The following is a 15,979-nucleotide window of genomic DNA, read 5'->3' on the forward strand; positions in this document are numbered from 1 at the left end:
TCGTGGTAGAAATATAAAGTTCATAAATTTGTAAAAAATAGGTGTATTATACAAAAATAATTTCATCTCATATTGACTTCAATTATGAAACGAAATAGGTGAAATAAGGTGTTGATTTAGAGGGGATGTTTTCCTGTTTTTTGAAAATTTACCTTTTAGTTTGTAAATTATTAATTGATAGATTATTCTAATAAAGTACCCGATAAATCGAAATTTAGGTTTGTAACCGTTTTCAATGTCGATATATAGAAGGGGGAGGGGATTATATATGTTGCAGGCATTAAAAGTTGGATTACTAATCGAACGCTCGAACCGAAAAAATATTATTGCGTTACTCGCAGTGATCGTCATTGTGTTCGGATGTATGTTTTTTATTAAGGCGCAGTCAATAGGGGATCAGCTCAATGAAAAAAAGGGCGACTACTACAGTTCGCGTGCTGTATTATCCAAGTTCCAAGTTCAGGATGCCTCAAGGGACGGGGATGGCAGTGATTTATTTAAAAATCTGACACAGCAGAAAAGTGCTGTCGCTTTACAAATTGCCTCATTAACTGTAGAAAATTATCCGATGTATTATGAGGCTTCCTATCGTATTGCTGAGTTGCGGCAACAAGCTTTTGATATGGAAGATTACGAAAAAGTGAAGGATTTGCTGCCTACCAAGTTTCAAAATTCATTGAATTACTTATATTTTAAAACGATGTACGAATCGGGCAAAAATACGATTAGCGATATATCTCATTACATACCGTTTTTGTTGTATTTCTTTAGTTTAGTAGGTGTTGGCTGGTACATATTTATGAGTTTTTATACGAGTTCGATTTTATTGGATGATTTTGAGCATTCAAGCATTATTAAAGGTTACCCGGTCCGATTTGACCAATATGTGATATCCAAATGTATCATCGCCTTTTTGTATGTTGTCGCATTTATTGTGCTCATCTTTATCAGTGCGGCACCATTGTTATTCAATGGGTTAGGAGATAGTTCCGAAAAAGTGGCTGTTTATTTAGGGGAGCCGGCATTAATTTCAAGTGTGCAATATATTGTGCTGTGTATTGTCTACATGCTCGTCATATCGATTTTTGTTATGCTCTTATCGATTATTTTAAATGTACTGCTGAAAAATATGTATTTGACATTGTTTGTACATTTTATTCTATTCTTTTTACCTATTATTTTCCCTTCAATTATTAGTGTGCTTCCGTACAATCCGTTCCATTTCATGAACTTCAATGAAATTTTAAATGGAATGCCGTTGGATTTAGTGCGTCCTGTGGATGTAACGATGAATATCGGGTTACTGGTTATGAGTATTAGTATTTTAATCATGTTATTCGTCATTAAAACATTCTTCTCTACAGGAAAAATTAAAAGGGCCTAGGGGGGAAAGAAATGTACGGATATTTTAAATTTGAACTGAAACAGTTTTTTACGAATAAGAAAAACTTGGCGATCTATTTTCTCTTGGCATTTGCTGCAATATTTTATGCGTTTAAGATTGCACCTGCCTATGATCCGATTGAAAAGGTCGATCGGGAGGAAATTGAAGCCCGCTATTTAACGCGTCAGGAATTTATTGATGATTTGAGTAAGAGGGATTTAAGGGAAATACATCCGACATCAGTTAGAGCATATTATGATTTTGCTGATATCAACCCGCTGGATAAGGCAAGAATGGAAGCCCTTGATGCAAATGATCTGAAAAAGTATGCGGAAGTAACAAGCGCCTGGTATGTTCAAATGAACTATTTGACTTTTTATAATGAACACCTTTTCTATAATGACCGGTATTATGTGGCAGATAGGGAATTTGCAAATGTTGAAGGTGCTTTAAATGCGATGGATCAACATTACCGGTACGGTGCTTTTAATGAGGCGAATTACGAGTTGTCGATTGGTGTTTTTGAACAGCGTACGGCATTGCAGACGTTTGAGCGACTTCTGAAAGGACCGCTTCCTTTAATATTAATTATTTGTACCTTATTACTGGCAATCGATATTGTGACGAAGGATCGTCGTCACCCTTCTGTGCTGAAAGGTTTTCCGATTGCTGACTGGAAGAAGCTGCTCGTGAAAATAGGAGTTGCTTTTATCGGCAGTACCACTTTATTCGTTCCTTTACTTATTGGTTTTATGATAATCGGAGCTCAATCAGGTTTCGGCCATCTTAAACTGCCATCACCCGAGTATGCTTTTAATTTCTTGCAATGGGGGAATGAGGGTTTAGCAAATATGATGACATTGGGCATGTTTTTGGGCCGCTCTTTATCGTTGCTGATTTTATGGTTCATTGTCATTATCAATGTTGTTATTTTAAGCAGTGTACTGTTCCGACAAGAAATGGTGAATTTGGCAGTCGGACTATTAGTCATTTTTGGCGAAAAGTTTTATATGAACCGCGGTATCGGGTATTTTTGGGAAGTGGAAAAAGTTCCTACAACGTATATCCATGTCGGAAAAGTTGTGTCTAGTTATCAGAACTATTATTTAGGAAGTGAGAATGTAGATTATCAATACGGTCTGCTGTTATTAACAATATGCGCGGGCGGACTATTAGTGATTACGCTGCTCATTTCACTTATTAAACGTTTCAAGCTTATAAAATAGGGGGGATAACGAATGATTGCTATTGAAAATATTACCGTTCAGTTTGCGGATAAAAAAGTACTAAACGATATTTCGATTAAGTTTGAACAAGGCGAAATGATCGGTCTAGTGGCACCGAACGGAACCGGGAAATCCACTTTGATGAATGTCATTATGAACTATTCGCCGCCAACAAGCGGTAAAGTATCGTTTAATGGTAATCTTAGCTATTCGAGTAAATCAAACGAGGTAAAAATTCACGAGTTTGTGTCGATGATGCCGGATCAAAGTGATTTATATAACCATTTAAGCGGCCGTGCCCATTTAAAAATGTTCGCAACGATGTGGAAGTCCGATCCGAAACTGATCGACGAAACAATTGAAGCGCTGAATATGGGCCATTATGTAAACAAAAAAACGGGTACTTATTCACTCGGTATGCGTCAGCGTCTTTGTTTTGCAATGCAAATTGTAGCGAATACAGACATTATGATGATGGATGAAGTAATGAACGGGCTCGACCCAAATAATATTGAAATTATTTCGAAGATTTTAATGAAGAAAAAGGCCGAGGGAAAAATGATCATTATCGCTTCGCACTTGCTCGATAATCTGGAAAAGTATGCCGACCGGATTTTCCTGTTCAATGGAGGCAAACTGGTCGATACGAATGAAATTATTGAAGGGTTCAGCCAGGCGAAAATCAAAACAGTACGGGTAAAAAATATGGACGAATCCGTCAAAGCGCTGCTAAAGGAGAAATATCCGCTAATTGAGCAGCAAACACTCGTGACGGATATGACACTGCTGCATCTTCCTAGTTCGGAACCAATGCTGTTAAGCGAGCTAACTGAATTTTTGGTGGATAACAATGTAATGGATTTTGCATTTGGTAAAGTGACATTGAATGATTTATATGCCCTTTACTATCATGAAGTTGTATAGAAAACTAACGAAAACGCCATTCTTTTTTAGGGAATGGCGTTTTTATCGTATGAATAAGGGGATTTTGTATCAAAGTAAAGTGTATTTGATACTTTTATTAATGCAATGGATGGTGCAGATGCAATGGTGGAGGGATGAGCCAGCCTTTTGATTTGTTTAAGCGTAATAGCTTAGCTCCAAGCTGTGCCTTTGCTGTATGGAATTGACCATACATCATTCCGATATCTTCTCGCATTGTCATACCCATAGCCTGACTGCAAGCAACTAAACCGGCAGCGACATCCACAGATAATGCTGCACTTATTTCAGGATCATTGAATCTTGCTCCTGGCGGGATATTTTCGATTCGTGCTTCAGGACGTTCTGGTGGTGCAGGAGGGAGTCCAACTCCATTTAATTTAAGGATTTTTTCTAATTGCTTAACTTCTTCTCTTGCAAATTGGATAAAGTCTTCAATTATTTTTTTCAAGTCGTGGTCACCGGCATGATTATAAAAAGTCTGATACCCGGCAATCATACTGTAACCTGCAGCCAAACTTGACCAAATGTTGAAAACTTCTCCATAATGTAACGGTTCATCTTTTGGGTTACCCGTTAAAATTCCCATCATTACACTTCCTTTCAAAATTAGGTGGATTTCATACAACGGTAGTATGAGCAATTAAAGTGTTTTCATTCATTAATAAATGAAAAAAATATTACATGTCACCTGATTATGGATGGAGAAGCAAAAAATTCAACAATAGACGGAAAAGTTCGGCTTGTTTATACATGACAAAAAAATAAGACGCTTGCTACTGAATAGAATAGCAAGCGTCTTATTTGAAATGATTTTTATGTATAAAGTGGTAAGTCAATCAGTAACGTAGTGTTGAAGTAAACAGGATTTACTTCAACTCGTTAATGAAATAAAGCTAATTTTATAAATCAGTTAGTAGGACCTTGAACTCTTTTGTAAATTTCTTTTTCGATATCTTCTTTTGGCTTTTTAAGCGCGATTTCCAAGACATCTAATATAATAGTTGAGAGTTGCTGTAAAATTTGGGAGTCTTGAGATGTAATTTTTTTCTCGTCTTTTTGTAATTCCAAATCTTTTCGTAGAAGTGTATTCATTAGCTGGGCAGCTTCTAGATGATTATTCGCACTTAAAATTTCTGCGTGATTTCTTTGACGGTTTGTACTGCGGTCATTCCATTCGCTTGGTTCATTCGAAAAACAATCCATAATTTGAACAGCTTCATCATAGCTCAATATTTTTTCAAGCTGTGAGTTTTTACTCTCAACTGGATGATATAGTGTTACTCCCGGTCTTATTTTTGATTGCATAACATAGTAAAGCATAGGTTCTCCTGTGAAGTTTTGTTCTATAATACCATCAATTTGGCAAATACCATGGGATTTATAAAACGTTAAGTCACCAATTTTATACATATATACGCCTCCGGACAAAGTTATACTTTTAATAATAAAGTAATTTACCATTTAAGTCAACTAAGTTGACTTAAATACCCTATTAGTATTATGAACTTGAATTAATATATTAGCTTTAGTATGATGCTTGAGACTATTTAAGAATTATGTTGATAGAAAGAAGGGGGAGAAGCAATGATTGACTTTATAGAATTATTGTATCGCCAACATAAACAGTTACGCCAAAAGGCAGAAATTATGTGGAATGAAAATAATGACCTTCATATAACGAGTTCGGAATGGTTTGTACTGAAAAACATATATGAGGGCTATGTAACGGTACCCGAATTAGTAAAACAGTTAGACATTTCAAAGCAAGGGGTTCATAAATTTGTGACTTCCTTACAAGAAAAAGAATTAATTACCACCGAATTAATAAAAGGTTCAAAAGTACAAAAGATGGCTCATTTGACCGAAAAGGGGATCGTTATTTTTAATGAAAGCAAAAAGATGGAGCTTGAAATAGAAAAGATGGTAAGGAATACGATCGGGGATAAAGAATATGAACTGCTGCTGGAAATGCTCAAAAAGCCGCTTCTTAAAGTTTAAATCCAATAATTTCGAAATGAAGTCAACTGAAAAACCGCACGAAAGAATATTTCCTTCATGCGGTTACTTTAGTATGTTATAAATCTGATTTAAAAGAACCTTCAAATACAATTTCGTTTAACGGACGTCGACCTGATGGTGTTTCACGTGACTGTAATTCAGGAGACAGCATTTCTTTGTCTCCTTTGTAGCCAATTGCTATTGCTAAATGCACATCAAACGTATCCGGAATGTTAAATGCCTCTTTTGCCACTTCTTTATAAATACCGCTCATTGGATGTGTGATTAAACCTTCCTTAGCTGCCTGAAGTGACAGGAAGCCCCATGCTGTCCCAGCATCAAACTCATGCGAACCTTTGGTATTTTCAGAAACGACTAATACTAAAACAGGTGCACGTTTTGCCCATACTAAGTTACCTTCCATTAAGACGGGATGGAACTTTGCTAAATCCGCTTCTGTTTTCGCTACGATAAAACGCCAAGGTTGGTTGTTGCCTGCTGAAGGGGCCCATCGCGCTGCTTCAAATAGACGGTTTAATACGTCTTCGGCAACAGGTGTGTCTGCATAGGCACGTGGTGACCAACGATTTAAAAATACTTCGGAAATGTCGTGCTCCGCTGTTCGGAATTCTTTTGCTTGTAATACCATGAAAAAATCCTCCTTGTTCTATGTAATACATCTCCTATAATAACCAACGCTAAATTATAATTGCAAACAAAACGCTTACAAAAAGTAAGTAAATAATTTTTAGTTATCTAATGTGAATAATTAGCAAAAATATGCGTCTATCCATAAATAATTGATGAAGCAGATAAAATTGAGTTTATAGTAGACGAATCCGATTTTTTGCTGTATACTAAGGTCAATGAGATAGTTATAAGACATTAAATTCACCTATTACAAAAAGTATTTCGTGGTTTAGTTGGTACTTTTTGTAATATGTGAATTTTTTTCTTTTTGAAGAATTGCGATCTTATTAAATTTAATTAATTGGAGGTCATTTAAATGACACAAGGTACAGTAAAATGGTTTAACTCAGAAAAAGGTTTCGGTTTCATCGAAGTTGAAGGCGGTTCTGATGTATTCGCTCACTTCTCAGCTATTCAAGGCGAAGGTTTCAAAACTCTTGAAGAAGGTCAAAAAGTTGAGTTTTCAGTAGAAGACGGTCAACGTGGACCACAAGCTACAAACATCGTAAAACTTTAATTTTAAAGATATAACGATATAGGGGGATCCTTTCATTAGGATCCCTCTTTTTTTGAGTATATTTTAGACAAAAAATAAACTTAAATCAGCAAAACTATACAAGCTCATTTTGCCAAAAGAAATTAAAGTTTCTTCTACTTCTTTACTGATTTCAACTACTGTGTTATTGATTTCATCAACTGCTTCATCAATTTCTTCTGATGGAGGATGATTATTGTCAATCTTACCAATAATTATATTTTTCCATTGGGGAATTTTTTTCATAACCATCACCTCCTAATAAGGAGTATAAGATTTAACGCTATGTGAGTTTCAAGAAATTTATTTTCATACGAGAAATGTTATTTTGGAAAAAATAAGGAGATGGAATTAACCTTTACAGAAGACTTCGAACAAATTGGGCAGTAAAGAGATAATGAATTTTGGCTATACTGTCTTAAATAACATTCTGGAGGCACTCAATTGATGTTACTTAAAGTGTTAGGTATATACATACATTGTTATTTTTGGTCTAATAGTGTTAGGGATTTTTATATCAAGTGATTTCAATTTCTAAGGAATTATTTGAACAGATTATTGCTATACGATTACCTTATGTATAAGAGCACGTATTGTTACCACAAATTAAAATGAGAGGCTATAGTATTCGATCTATGACAACTGTAAAAAATTTTAGCTGAGAGCACCTGGATAAATGCCAGTGCTCTTTTTTATATTCAGAATAAGATGATTATACAAAAAAGGTTTCATAGTGAGATGGAATAATTGATTGACTACTACTTTAAGTTGTGAAGAATTCGAAAGACCTGCTCGATTACTAAAAAAGGCAAGGGAAATTCCCGAAATGACGAATTTGTCTATGTGGTGGTAAAATTAAACCTACGATTGAATAGGGCTTTAAGTAGTGCGTATTGCAATTCCTCCGGAGGTACGTGCTATTGAGAGTTAATGAGTTTTGGTTTGTACGCCCACTTAGTTTTATTACTGTCTATAGGAGGTGGTAAATAATATGGATTGGTTAGATAAGGCTGCAGAAAACTACGCAAAAATTAAAAAGGCTCAAGAAAATCAGAAACAAATAATAAAAAAATATCCAATAAAGGTAAGAGAATTATGGGCTTCCTTTAAACAGATGCACGAAACTATTGGTAGTAAATTTGGTAATTCTACTATTTTTACGAGCAACCCCTTTCATATGGAATCAGTAATTGGTGATGTTTCAATAAGAGGGAGAGCAAAGCAAGCCAGTAAGGCAGTCGGATACTTCGGTTCAGTTATAATTACTATCGAATATATTAACTCTAATAGTACTGGGAATGTACACTTCGAAGAGTTGTTATTAGGTAATGTAAATGGAGAACCTACTTGGGTTTATCGAGGTATTGTAGGTGGAGAAATGAGTGACATAACGTTTAATCAGTCGGATATTGAAAAAGTATTTAAAAGTGCATTATCTATTTATTTATGAAAATAAAATGTGCTTAATTTGAATGCCATTGATATTAACAAGAGAAATTTCTTCCGTTTTGTTTTATGATAGAGTGGGAGATGATAGTATGAATTGGGATTTTGAAGTATTAACAGATAAAGATATTTCGGAAGTGAAACGATTAGTGAATGAATATTCTATATTTGTAGGTGATCAACGCATTGGAATTAAAATTTACATTGAGGAAAATGGTTTATATCAAATGAAAACCAGCCATTTTTATCAGGGGAAGAATAATTCAGGTGCGTATATAACTACTGCGGCTATTTTTAAAACAGAACAAGAAGCTTTAAACAGAGCTAAAAATCAATTGCTTGCTTTCTACGATGGGCAGGGAATGTGGCATCAAAACGATGATTATTTTATATAGTGGAGGTGATTTATAGATAGTATATGTTATACAACACACGCAAGCTTATTTAAGAGCACATCCGAATGTGAAGAAGGAAACGACAGCAAAGGTGAATCCTAGCAGATTGCTAACAAATGCTAACCTTGGCGCCTATATAGACTTATCGAATCATAGATTTACCTATTAGTATAACATATGGTATAATTTACTGTATTGTATTATTGATTTAGAGGTGAATTAGATTGAGTTATGAAGTAGCTGTTGCTTATGGGAACGATGGATTAATAAAACAAACTGTATATAGTGTTGACGAAGTCGTAGTAGAAGATGAGGTCTACTTCTTTTACGATACAGAGGGGGAAGTGCTTTTTAGCGCACCTCTATTAAGTGTAGTTTACGTAAAAAGTATTTAGTCTTAAGTCACTTAATTGAGTGGCTTTTTCTTTTTGCCGTACAAATGCCTATATGATAAGTACGGCTTTTATAATACCGAGAATAAATTAGCCCTTCTATGCGATTGGTTGTGCTTGGAACACGTTATATGCTTATGGGAATGAAGGGATTGCAGTAAAATCAAAAACAGCAAAAAATTTATAAACGCACGGTTAATATTTGTTTCATTAGTTAAGTAAATAACTAATAAAGGAAAAACGAAGAAACTGCATAATTTTATATTTAGTATTTACTAGTTCTAAAAAGGTGTTATACTCAGATTAGCTTTTTCAAGGAGGTATCTATATGGACGCATTATTTTGTAATGCTTGCTCTAGACTAAATACTTTACAGGCTAAAGAGGTCAAATAAATATAAATGTAGTAAGAATAGAAGAATGATCTCTTTAGGCCAAAAATGTTATAAAACGCCTAATAAAAAGGAGAGATTTCAAATGAAAAACCAAATAATTCAACCATTTTTAACGGTCGCAAACTATCATTTGCTTGAGCAACAAATGAATAAAATTTTACAAACACTTGCAACTACAAAAGATAAGGACGTCATACTTGCTGTACGTGGCATAGTTGATAGCGAAATCACTGAGAAATTAGTACTTTCTTCTGACGAAACTCAGCTAATTAAACAACTTTTAAATATTAAAGATCGTGCACAGGGTGAAGAATATTTAGAACAATTAAAAAAATATGTAATCCCGTTCAAAGCAATTACAGCTAGCACACTAAAAAACCTATTTAAGAAAGAAAAAAAGCTAAAACTACCAAAGCTTGAAGAAATAGATTTTCAGCAGATTTGTTTCTTTGCTTGGGATGATCTAGGAACACATCGAAGATATATTGTGATTGAACAAAACGAACAGTTACAAGCAATCAAAGGTACTTTCACTAACAACACCATTAAAGGAATATGTACAATTTGCAACCGACATACAGATGTTGGCCTTTTCACTACCACTACAAAAGGGAAAGTAGTTGGGACATTCACGAACCATAGTAAGTACATCTGTGCAGATAGCCAAAAATGCAATCAACATGTAACTGATATAGAAAAAATACTAGTATTCATGGAGCATATCAACTAATATTAGTGATTCGTTTTAAATATTTCAATAAATGGACAGAGATTTGGAAAATTAATATTTTCCAAATCTTTTTTATGGAATTTGTCAACCTCATTAAAAATCGAAAACTGTACTTTTTGGATAGGTGCAAAAATATGTATGGAGATATCGAAAGGGAGTTTTAAGCCAGTTTTTTGCATCTTTACAGGTTTACTACATCGGAAAACACAGCATCAATACGAAGTGATTCCATTTGCCGGGCTATTGCTGCATCATTAACTGTATAAGTTCTAACAATCATTCCTTTGTTAATTGCTTGCTGAACAATGGAGCGCATCCCGTAGTAATAGGGGATATGTATCGCATCAGCGCCTAGCTTCTTTACATATTCCTCTATGTTTACAATAAGCGAAGCGAATAGCAGCGCGGTTTTCACATTTGGCATGATTTGCTGGAAACGCGCAATGCTTTCATGATTGAATGAAGAAATAATGACACGATTTTCTAAATTAAATGCATGAATTTCATTTGCAATGAGCGCTTCAATCCCGGGGTATTCAAAAATTTCCGACTTAATCTCGATATTGATTTGGAAAGGGGTTGATATAAAAATAGCCAAAGTTTCCGCCAATGTAGGTATTTTTTGACCTGCAAACTCCGAAGCAAACCAGGAGCCATAATCGAATGCTCGCAGCTCTTCCAGTGTCATATCCTTCACATAGCCTTTACCTGTAGATGTACGGTCAATTGATTCATCATGAATAACGACTAACTGGTTGTCCTTTGTTAAATGGACATCAAATTCAACTCCCCAAATATCCATCTTTGCAGCTTCCTGAAAAGCTATCATCGTATTTTCAGGGTAGTTGGCACTGTAACCACGGTGAGCGAGAATCTTCATTTAATTCACTTCTCCTATTTTTCGCAAGCAATCCCGTCTTTATCGCGATCACTTTTCGCATTTAATTTGTAAAGCTCGGCTGATACGAAAGGTTTATATTTTGTTTTGCCGCCTTTGTTCGTTGTTTTCGCATCTTTCGCAACTTCGCCCTTATATACCTTATTTAATTCTGTGCAGTTTTTATAAGCGACTGCTTTTGTAACTGCCTCTGCTGATATTGCCGTAAACGAGAAACCGTTTATTAAAACAGCTCCCATTAATAATCCCGATAAACACTTTTTCACTGGAAAACTCTCCATAAACAGTATTTACCAGTATTTTATCATATAAAAAAGCGAATTCACAAGGGAGGTAGTGAATTCGCTTTAGACTAACCCATAATATTATAACCGCTATCGATATAAATCGTTTCGCCTGTCACGCCACGGGATAGGTGGCTTAACATCACAATTGTCATGTCAGCTACTTCTTCCTGATTTGTGTTGCGTTTTAACGGAGAAGTTTCTTCGATTTTATGCAGGATCTGATTGAAGCTTGGAACACCTTTTGCTGCCAATGTACGGATGGCACCGGCAGAAATGGCATTTACACGAATATTATCCGCACCGACATCTGCTGCCAAATAGCGCATTGAAGCTTCCAATGCTGCTTTCGCAACGCCCATTACATTATAGCCGTCAAGAACACGCTGTGCACCTAAATAAGACATCGTTACGATAGAACCGCCTTCAGTCATATAAGGTTTTGCAGCTTTTGTTACAGCAATCAGCGAATAGGCACTCGTATCTTGTGCAAAGGCATAGCCATCACGTGTTGTTTCGACGAATCGGTTGTGCAAGTCTTCGGCATGTGCGAAGGCAACAGAGTGGATAATGCCATGAATTACTTTAAATTGTTCACCGATTTGATTGAATGCTTTTTCAATGCTTTCGTCGCTGTTTACGTCACATTCAATAACTGTTGCATTGTGGTCTTCGTAATTTGTTAAAAGCTTTTCGATTTTTCCTTTTGAACGTTCTTTACGATATGTGAAAATAACATTTGCTCCGACATCAAATAGTCGTTTTGCGATGCCCCAAGCTATACTGCGCTCATTGGCAACACCCATTACGACAATATTTTTCCCTTTTAATTGCAATAAATCCATAACGACACCCCTAAAATGATTAGTTAATATTAGTACCTACTACTAATATTAACTATAACATCTCGATTATAGATGCGCAATGAGAAAAAAGAGCAAAATAAAAAACGACCCTTTAAAAAGATCGTTTCGTATGTTTGTATACTATTCGAATTTTAATGAGTCGCCGTCGAATGTTTCATCCGCAACTTTAATAGAGTCTGTTGGGCAGCCTTCAAATGCATCTTGCATATCTTCTAGTAGATCTTCTGGAACTTCAGCAGTACCCATGTTATCATCTAAAATAACGAAAGCGATTCCTTCATCATCATAATCATAAATATCCGGTGCAGCAGCGCCACAAGCGCCACAAGCGATACAAGTATCTTTATCTACGATAGTATATTTTGGCATTGTTACCTCTCCTTTATCCGTTCGTTTCCATAAAGCTCTTACTTATTCTAATGGTGTTTTCGGCACTTTTCAACCTAATACTACGAAAATGAGGGATTTGATATGCTAATCCAACAAATTCTTTTAAAAATTTTACATACTTTTCAACAGGAACGTACTGTTTCCGCCGCCTATCATTTATTGAAAGGGAAGCGGTCAGGGCAGACAATTCATGATGTGGGACTCTTTAATTTATATTCCTACTTTGGGCTGCTTCCAAAACTAGCTCGTCATAAATTTGATGAGCAAATTGATCTCATGTTTGCCAAGAGTATTATTATAATAGAGGAAAACGGTTTTTATACAATGACCGAACAAGGAAAACAACTTGTCTCACAACCTGTGCCTCTTTCTTTTGATGGCTGGCATTACCGTGGCAATGAACATCTGTTTTTCGGCAGGCTTTCGCTTATTATTCAAAGTCTGTCACATCAGCTCCATCATAAAAAGGCGTTTATACCGATTGAAAGAAACGAACAGATACAGCAATGGGTACGTCAATTTTTAGTACGTCATCATTATCAGAACGGCTTGCTGCAACAAGCAATTTACACAGAAATGACGGCAAGTTTGTCCGAAATTGCAGTCGAAGAAAACATGAAAGATATACTCATGTATCGATTAACCGGCTATAATGAACCGGGATTTACGTGGCAGCAACTTGCATTTGGCTATAATATGCAGGAAATGGATGTTCAACTGCACTACATAAGCGCACTGCATACTTGGTTGAATGAATTGTACCGTGAAAAAACAAAATACCCGATATTAAATGAAATGATGCAATATATACGTGTGGAAGTAGTGTTGACTGCTTCGGCTAACTCAACCGCCCAGTTATACAGAGAGGGGAGAACATTGGAAGAAATCAGTCATATTCGTCGATTGAAAATGAGTACGATTGAAGATCATATTGTCGAACTTGCTATGAATGAACCAAACTTTTCGATTGAGCCATTTGTAACAAGTGAAGAACAGAAACAAATTCTGGATGCAGTCGAAGATTATGATACGAAACGATTAAAAACATTGAAGGAATTAATGCCGCAGCTAAGCTATTTCCAACTTCGGCTAACGTTGGCGAAAGGAGCGACCCCTACATGAACTTACAAAGTGCCTTAAAGCAATATTTCGGATATGATGCATTCCGGCCAGGGCAAGAAGAGATCATTAAAAATATAATGGTTGGCAAAGATGTTGTGGCCATTTTACCGACCGGCATGGGAAAATCACTGTGCTACCAGCTACCGGGCTATTTATTTCAAAAGCCGGTTCTCATAGTGTCACCGCTTTTATCGCTCATGCAAGACCAGGTCGATCAGTTAAAACAAATGGGGGAAAAACGGGTTGTGGCATTAAATTCCTTTTTAACTCCAGACCAGAAAAGATATGCACTTCACTATTTGGAAGAGTACCGTTTTATTTTCGTATCTCCAGAAATGCTGTTGCAACCTCAAGTAAAGGCGAGAATCCAGGGAATGGAACTTTCGTTAATTGTTGCGGATGAAGCACATTGTATTTCACAGTGGGGATTTGATTTTCGCCCGGACTATTTACGGATTGGCGAAATATTATCGGAATCGAAGCGTCCGCCTATACTTGCGTTATCAGCGACGGCAACAGATACGGTTTTGGCGGATATCCAATCCTATTTAAAAATGAATTCACCTTTTCACTATATGCACGCTGTAAACAGGGAAAATATTCATCTAGTGAAAAAGCTGTTCTCAGAACGTGAGGAAAAGATTGAATGGATTGTTGAGCATGTTAAAGATACAGCCGGCCCGGGGATAATTTATACGCAATCCCGGGCAAAAGCAGAGGCGATCAGTCTACAGCTTCTACAGCAAAATATTTCGGCGGCTGCTTATCATGCCGGGAAGGAAGCGCAGGACCGCCAGTTTATACAGCAGCAATTTTTAGCCGGTCAGCTTGAATGGATTGTTGCGACAAATGCATTTGGTATGGGTGTCCATAAAGAGAACGTCCGTCAAGTCATTCATGAAACAATGCCTGCAACTTTGTCGAATTATATGCAGGAAATTGGGCGGGCGGGTCGCGATAGCAAGAAAGCGGTTGCCTTTTTGTTATATTGTGATGGTGATGAACAATTTGCAAAATTTATCGCGTCAGAAGATCTGCCTAAAAATATACATGTGGACCGCTTCACAGAAATGATAGCTGCCGGGGAACAGCCGCAGTCATTACTTTTAAACGGAGAAATGTCAGAGGTGGTTTTCCGTGTTTTAAGTTATTGGCTGGCACGCGAATCAGCCGAGGAAGTAAAGAACCGGATGCGGAATTTACAGATTAAGAAATTTGAAGAAGTTCAGCTTGTATTAAAGCTTATAGAAGGTGCAGAATGTATGCGAAAGCAAGTCGTTCAGTACTTTGGTCAGCAATTAAAGAAGCAGCAGGAAAATTGTTGTTCCAACTGTGGAATCGACCTGTCTCAACTTGTTGAAGAGAGAGATATTTCAAAAACTATGATTAAAATGACAAATTGGCAACACCGTCTCAAGAAAATATTGTTAATAAACTCTTAATCTACTATCGAACCGTTTACTTTTATGTAGAAATTGGTCATAATAAAGTTATAATTTTTAGTAGTTGGAGGGGTGCAGGCCATGACAAAAGAAGATTACCGGGAGAAGGTAGAGGAGCATCGTCAAGAGATTGACCTACATAACGAGTCAGGTACAAAAATGTCACGTGTTAGCCGACATCGAAAGAAAAACGGAAAAAAACAAACAAACCCAATTATGACGGCTTTAACAGTTGTCTTAATTTTTATTCCATTAGTTATTTTAGCTTATGTGTGGCTGATCTATGAACCGAACACATCTGCAAGTGAAAACGTAAATGTGGATAAGAAGGACGACTTAGTAGTGGAGATTCAAAAACAAGATCCGAAAACACAGCCATCTGCTACTAATGATGACGAAGAAAAAGAAGAAACAAATGATGACAATACGGGCGAAGTGGATGAGGCTAAAGCTAAAGCAGAAAAAGAAAAAATAGCTGCTGAAGAAGCGAAAAAGACGGAAGCACGAATCGCAAAAGAAAAAGCTGAAAAAGAAGCAGCGGAAATAAAAAAGGCGGAAGAAGCACAGAAGGTAGCAGCAGCTAAAGCTAAAGAGCAGGAAGCGAAGAAAAAAGCTGCTCAGGAAGCGGCTAAAGCACAGCAAAAAACACATACTGTACAATCGACTGACAATTTATACCGCATTGCATTAAAGTACTACGGTAATGGTAGTCCTGAATATGTTAATAAAATAAAAGCTGCCAACAATTTATCATCCGACAGTATTTCAACAGGTCAAGTTTTAGTAATTGTTCCATAATTTTTTCTATCTTGTATAACGACTAGTAAAAAGACGAACCGTTC

Annotated in this window: 20 protein-coding genes; 12 read left to right on the forward strand and 8 right to left on the reverse strand. The window is 36.3% G+C overall.

Features of this window, described 5'->3' with window-relative positions; all coding sequences use genetic code 11:
- Positions 1–268: 268 nt before the first annotated feature.
- Genes AC0VXV_RS06600 through AC0VXV_RS06610 form a run of 3 tightly spaced genes read left to right on the forward strand, consistent with a single transcriptional unit; the run spans position 269 to position 3,534 of the window.
- Complete coding sequence (locus AC0VXV_RS06600; protein ID WP_475530836.1) at positions 269–1,384, forward strand: ABC transporter; 1,116 nt, start codon at positions 269–271, stop codon at positions 1,382–1,384.
- A gap of 11 nt (positions 1,385–1,395) precedes the next feature.
- Entirely contained in the window at positions 1,396–2,610 is a 1,215-nt protein-coding gene (locus tag AC0VXV_RS06605) for an ABC transporter permease (RefSeq protein ID WP_475530837.1), read from the forward strand.
- A gap of 12 nt (positions 2,611–2,622) precedes the next feature.
- A complete protein-coding gene (locus AC0VXV_RS06610) occupies positions 2,623–3,534 on the forward strand; it encodes an ABC transporter ATP-binding protein (RefSeq protein WP_475530838.1) in 912 nt (303 codons plus the stop codon).
- Positions 3,535–3,631: 97 nt separating this feature from the next.
- Here the strand turns inward: AC0VXV_RS06610 and AC0VXV_RS06615 are convergent, their stop codons facing one another.
- Both AC0VXV_RS06615 and AC0VXV_RS06620 read right to left on the reverse strand, forming a co-directional pair.
- Positions 3,632–4,141 carry a DUF3231 family protein gene (locus AC0VXV_RS06615; RefSeq protein ID WP_475531407.1) on the reverse strand — a complete coding sequence of 170 codons (510 nt, stop codon included), beginning with the start codon at positions 4,139–4,141 and terminating at the stop codon, positions 3,632–3,634.
- A gap of 320 nt (positions 4,142–4,461) precedes the next feature.
- Positions 4,462–4,965 carry a CarD family transcriptional regulator gene (locus AC0VXV_RS06620; RefSeq protein ID WP_350478975.1) on the reverse strand — a complete coding sequence of 168 codons (504 nt, stop codon included), beginning with the start codon at positions 4,963–4,965 and terminating at the stop codon, positions 4,462–4,464.
- 174 nt (positions 4,966–5,139) lie between these two features.
- Between AC0VXV_RS06620 and AC0VXV_RS06625 the strand changes: the two genes are divergently transcribed.
- Complete coding sequence (locus AC0VXV_RS06625; RefSeq protein ID WP_475530839.1) at positions 5,140–5,553, forward strand: MarR family winged helix-turn-helix transcriptional regulator; 414 nt, start codon at positions 5,140–5,142, stop codon at positions 5,551–5,553.
- A gap of 76 nt (positions 5,554–5,629) precedes the next feature.
- On the opposite strand, the gene AC0VXV_RS06630 is transcribed toward AC0VXV_RS06625, so the two are convergent.
- The gene (locus tag AC0VXV_RS06630) at positions 5,630–6,202 is read right to left on the reverse strand and encodes a nitroreductase family protein (protein ID WP_475530840.1); all 573 of its coding nucleotides are present in this window, start codon (positions 6,200–6,202) and stop codon (positions 5,630–5,632) included.
- Positions 6,203–6,559: 357 nt separating this feature from the next.
- Between AC0VXV_RS06630 and AC0VXV_RS06635 the strand changes: the two genes are divergently transcribed.
- A complete protein-coding gene (locus tag AC0VXV_RS06635; protein ID WP_079525806.1) occupies positions 6,560–6,760 on the forward strand; it encodes a cold-shock protein in 201 nt (66 codons plus the stop codon).
- A gap of 63 nt (positions 6,761–6,823) precedes the next feature.
- Here the strand turns inward: AC0VXV_RS06635 and AC0VXV_RS06640 are convergent, their stop codons facing one another.
- Positions 6,824–7,024 carry a hypothetical protein gene (locus AC0VXV_RS06640; protein WP_475530841.1) on the reverse strand — a complete coding sequence of 67 codons (201 nt, stop codon included), beginning with the start codon at positions 7,022–7,024 and terminating at the stop codon, positions 6,824–6,826.
- Positions 7,025–7,769: 745 nt separating this feature from the next.
- Here AC0VXV_RS06640 and AC0VXV_RS06645 point away from each other — a divergent pair.
- The 4 genes from AC0VXV_RS06645 (at position 7,770) to AC0VXV_RS06660 (ending at position 10,135) form a co-directional block, all read left to right on the forward strand.
- Positions 7,770–8,228, forward strand: coding sequence for a hypothetical protein (locus AC0VXV_RS06645; RefSeq protein ID WP_475530842.1), 459 nt, complete (start codon positions 7,770–7,772; stop codon positions 8,226–8,228).
- 88 nt (positions 8,229–8,316) lie between these two features.
- Positions 8,317–8,619 carry a hypothetical protein gene (locus AC0VXV_RS06650; protein ID WP_475530843.1) on the forward strand — a complete coding sequence of 101 codons (303 nt, stop codon included), beginning with the start codon at positions 8,317–8,319 and terminating at the stop codon, positions 8,617–8,619.
- 224 nt (positions 8,620–8,843) lie between these two features.
- Positions 8,844–9,014, forward strand: coding sequence for a hypothetical protein (locus AC0VXV_RS06655; protein WP_475530844.1), 171 nt, complete (start codon positions 8,844–8,846; stop codon positions 9,012–9,014).
- A gap of 473 nt (positions 9,015–9,487) precedes the next feature.
- Positions 9,488–10,135, forward strand: a complete 648-nt coding sequence (locus AC0VXV_RS06660; protein WP_475530845.1) for a FusB/FusC family EF-G-binding protein — start codon at positions 9,488–9,490, stop codon at positions 10,133–10,135.
- Positions 10,136–10,316: 181 nt separating this feature from the next.
- On the opposite strand, the gene AC0VXV_RS06665 is transcribed toward AC0VXV_RS06660, so the two are convergent.
- The 4 genes from AC0VXV_RS06665 to AC0VXV_RS06680 all read right to left on the reverse strand — a co-directional run bounded on the left by AC0VXV_RS06665 (position 10,317) and on the right by AC0VXV_RS06680 (position 12,552).
- On the reverse strand, positions 10,317–11,015 hold the full coding sequence (locus tag AC0VXV_RS06665; RefSeq protein WP_475530846.1) for a glycerophosphodiester phosphodiesterase: 699 nt from the start codon (positions 11,013–11,015) through the stop codon (positions 10,317–10,319).
- Between the two features lie 14 nt (positions 11,016–11,029).
- Positions 11,030–11,272 carry an excalibur calcium-binding domain-containing protein gene (locus AC0VXV_RS06670; protein WP_475531408.1) on the reverse strand — a complete coding sequence of 81 codons (243 nt, stop codon included), beginning with the start codon at positions 11,270–11,272 and terminating at the stop codon, positions 11,030–11,032.
- Positions 11,273–11,385: 113 nt separating this feature from the next.
- Positions 11,386–12,162, reverse strand: coding sequence for an enoyl-ACP reductase FabI (locus tag AC0VXV_RS06675; RefSeq protein ID WP_475530847.1), 777 nt, complete (start codon positions 12,160–12,162; stop codon positions 11,386–11,388).
- 141 nt (positions 12,163–12,303) lie between these two features.
- On the reverse strand, positions 12,304–12,552 hold the full coding sequence (locus AC0VXV_RS06680; protein WP_008404945.1) for a ferredoxin: 249 nt from the start codon (positions 12,550–12,552) through the stop codon (positions 12,304–12,306).
- Positions 12,553–12,654: 102 nt separating this feature from the next.
- On the opposite strand from AC0VXV_RS06680, the gene AC0VXV_RS06685 reads away from it, so the two are divergent.
- From AC0VXV_RS06685 to AC0VXV_RS06695, 3 genes are all read left to right on the forward strand, one after another.
- Positions 12,655–13,695: a YpbB family protein gene (locus AC0VXV_RS06685; RefSeq protein WP_475530848.1), complete on the forward strand. Its 1,041-nt coding sequence runs from the start codon at positions 12,655–12,657 to the stop codon at positions 13,693–13,695.
- Positions 13,692–15,137, forward strand: a complete 1,446-nt coding sequence (locus AC0VXV_RS06690; protein WP_475530849.1) for a RecQ family ATP-dependent DNA helicase — start codon at positions 13,692–13,694, stop codon at positions 15,135–15,137. The genes AC0VXV_RS06685 and AC0VXV_RS06690 overlap by 4 nt, the downstream gene beginning before the upstream one ends.
- Before the next feature lie 81 nt (positions 15,138–15,218).
- Positions 15,219–15,935, forward strand: coding sequence for a LysM peptidoglycan-binding domain-containing protein (locus tag AC0VXV_RS06695; protein WP_475530850.1), 717 nt, complete (start codon positions 15,219–15,221; stop codon positions 15,933–15,935).
- Positions 15,936–15,979 lie beyond the last annotated feature (44 nt).

The sequence above is a fragment of the Solibacillus sp. iso_87 genome (genome assembly GCF_056173085.1).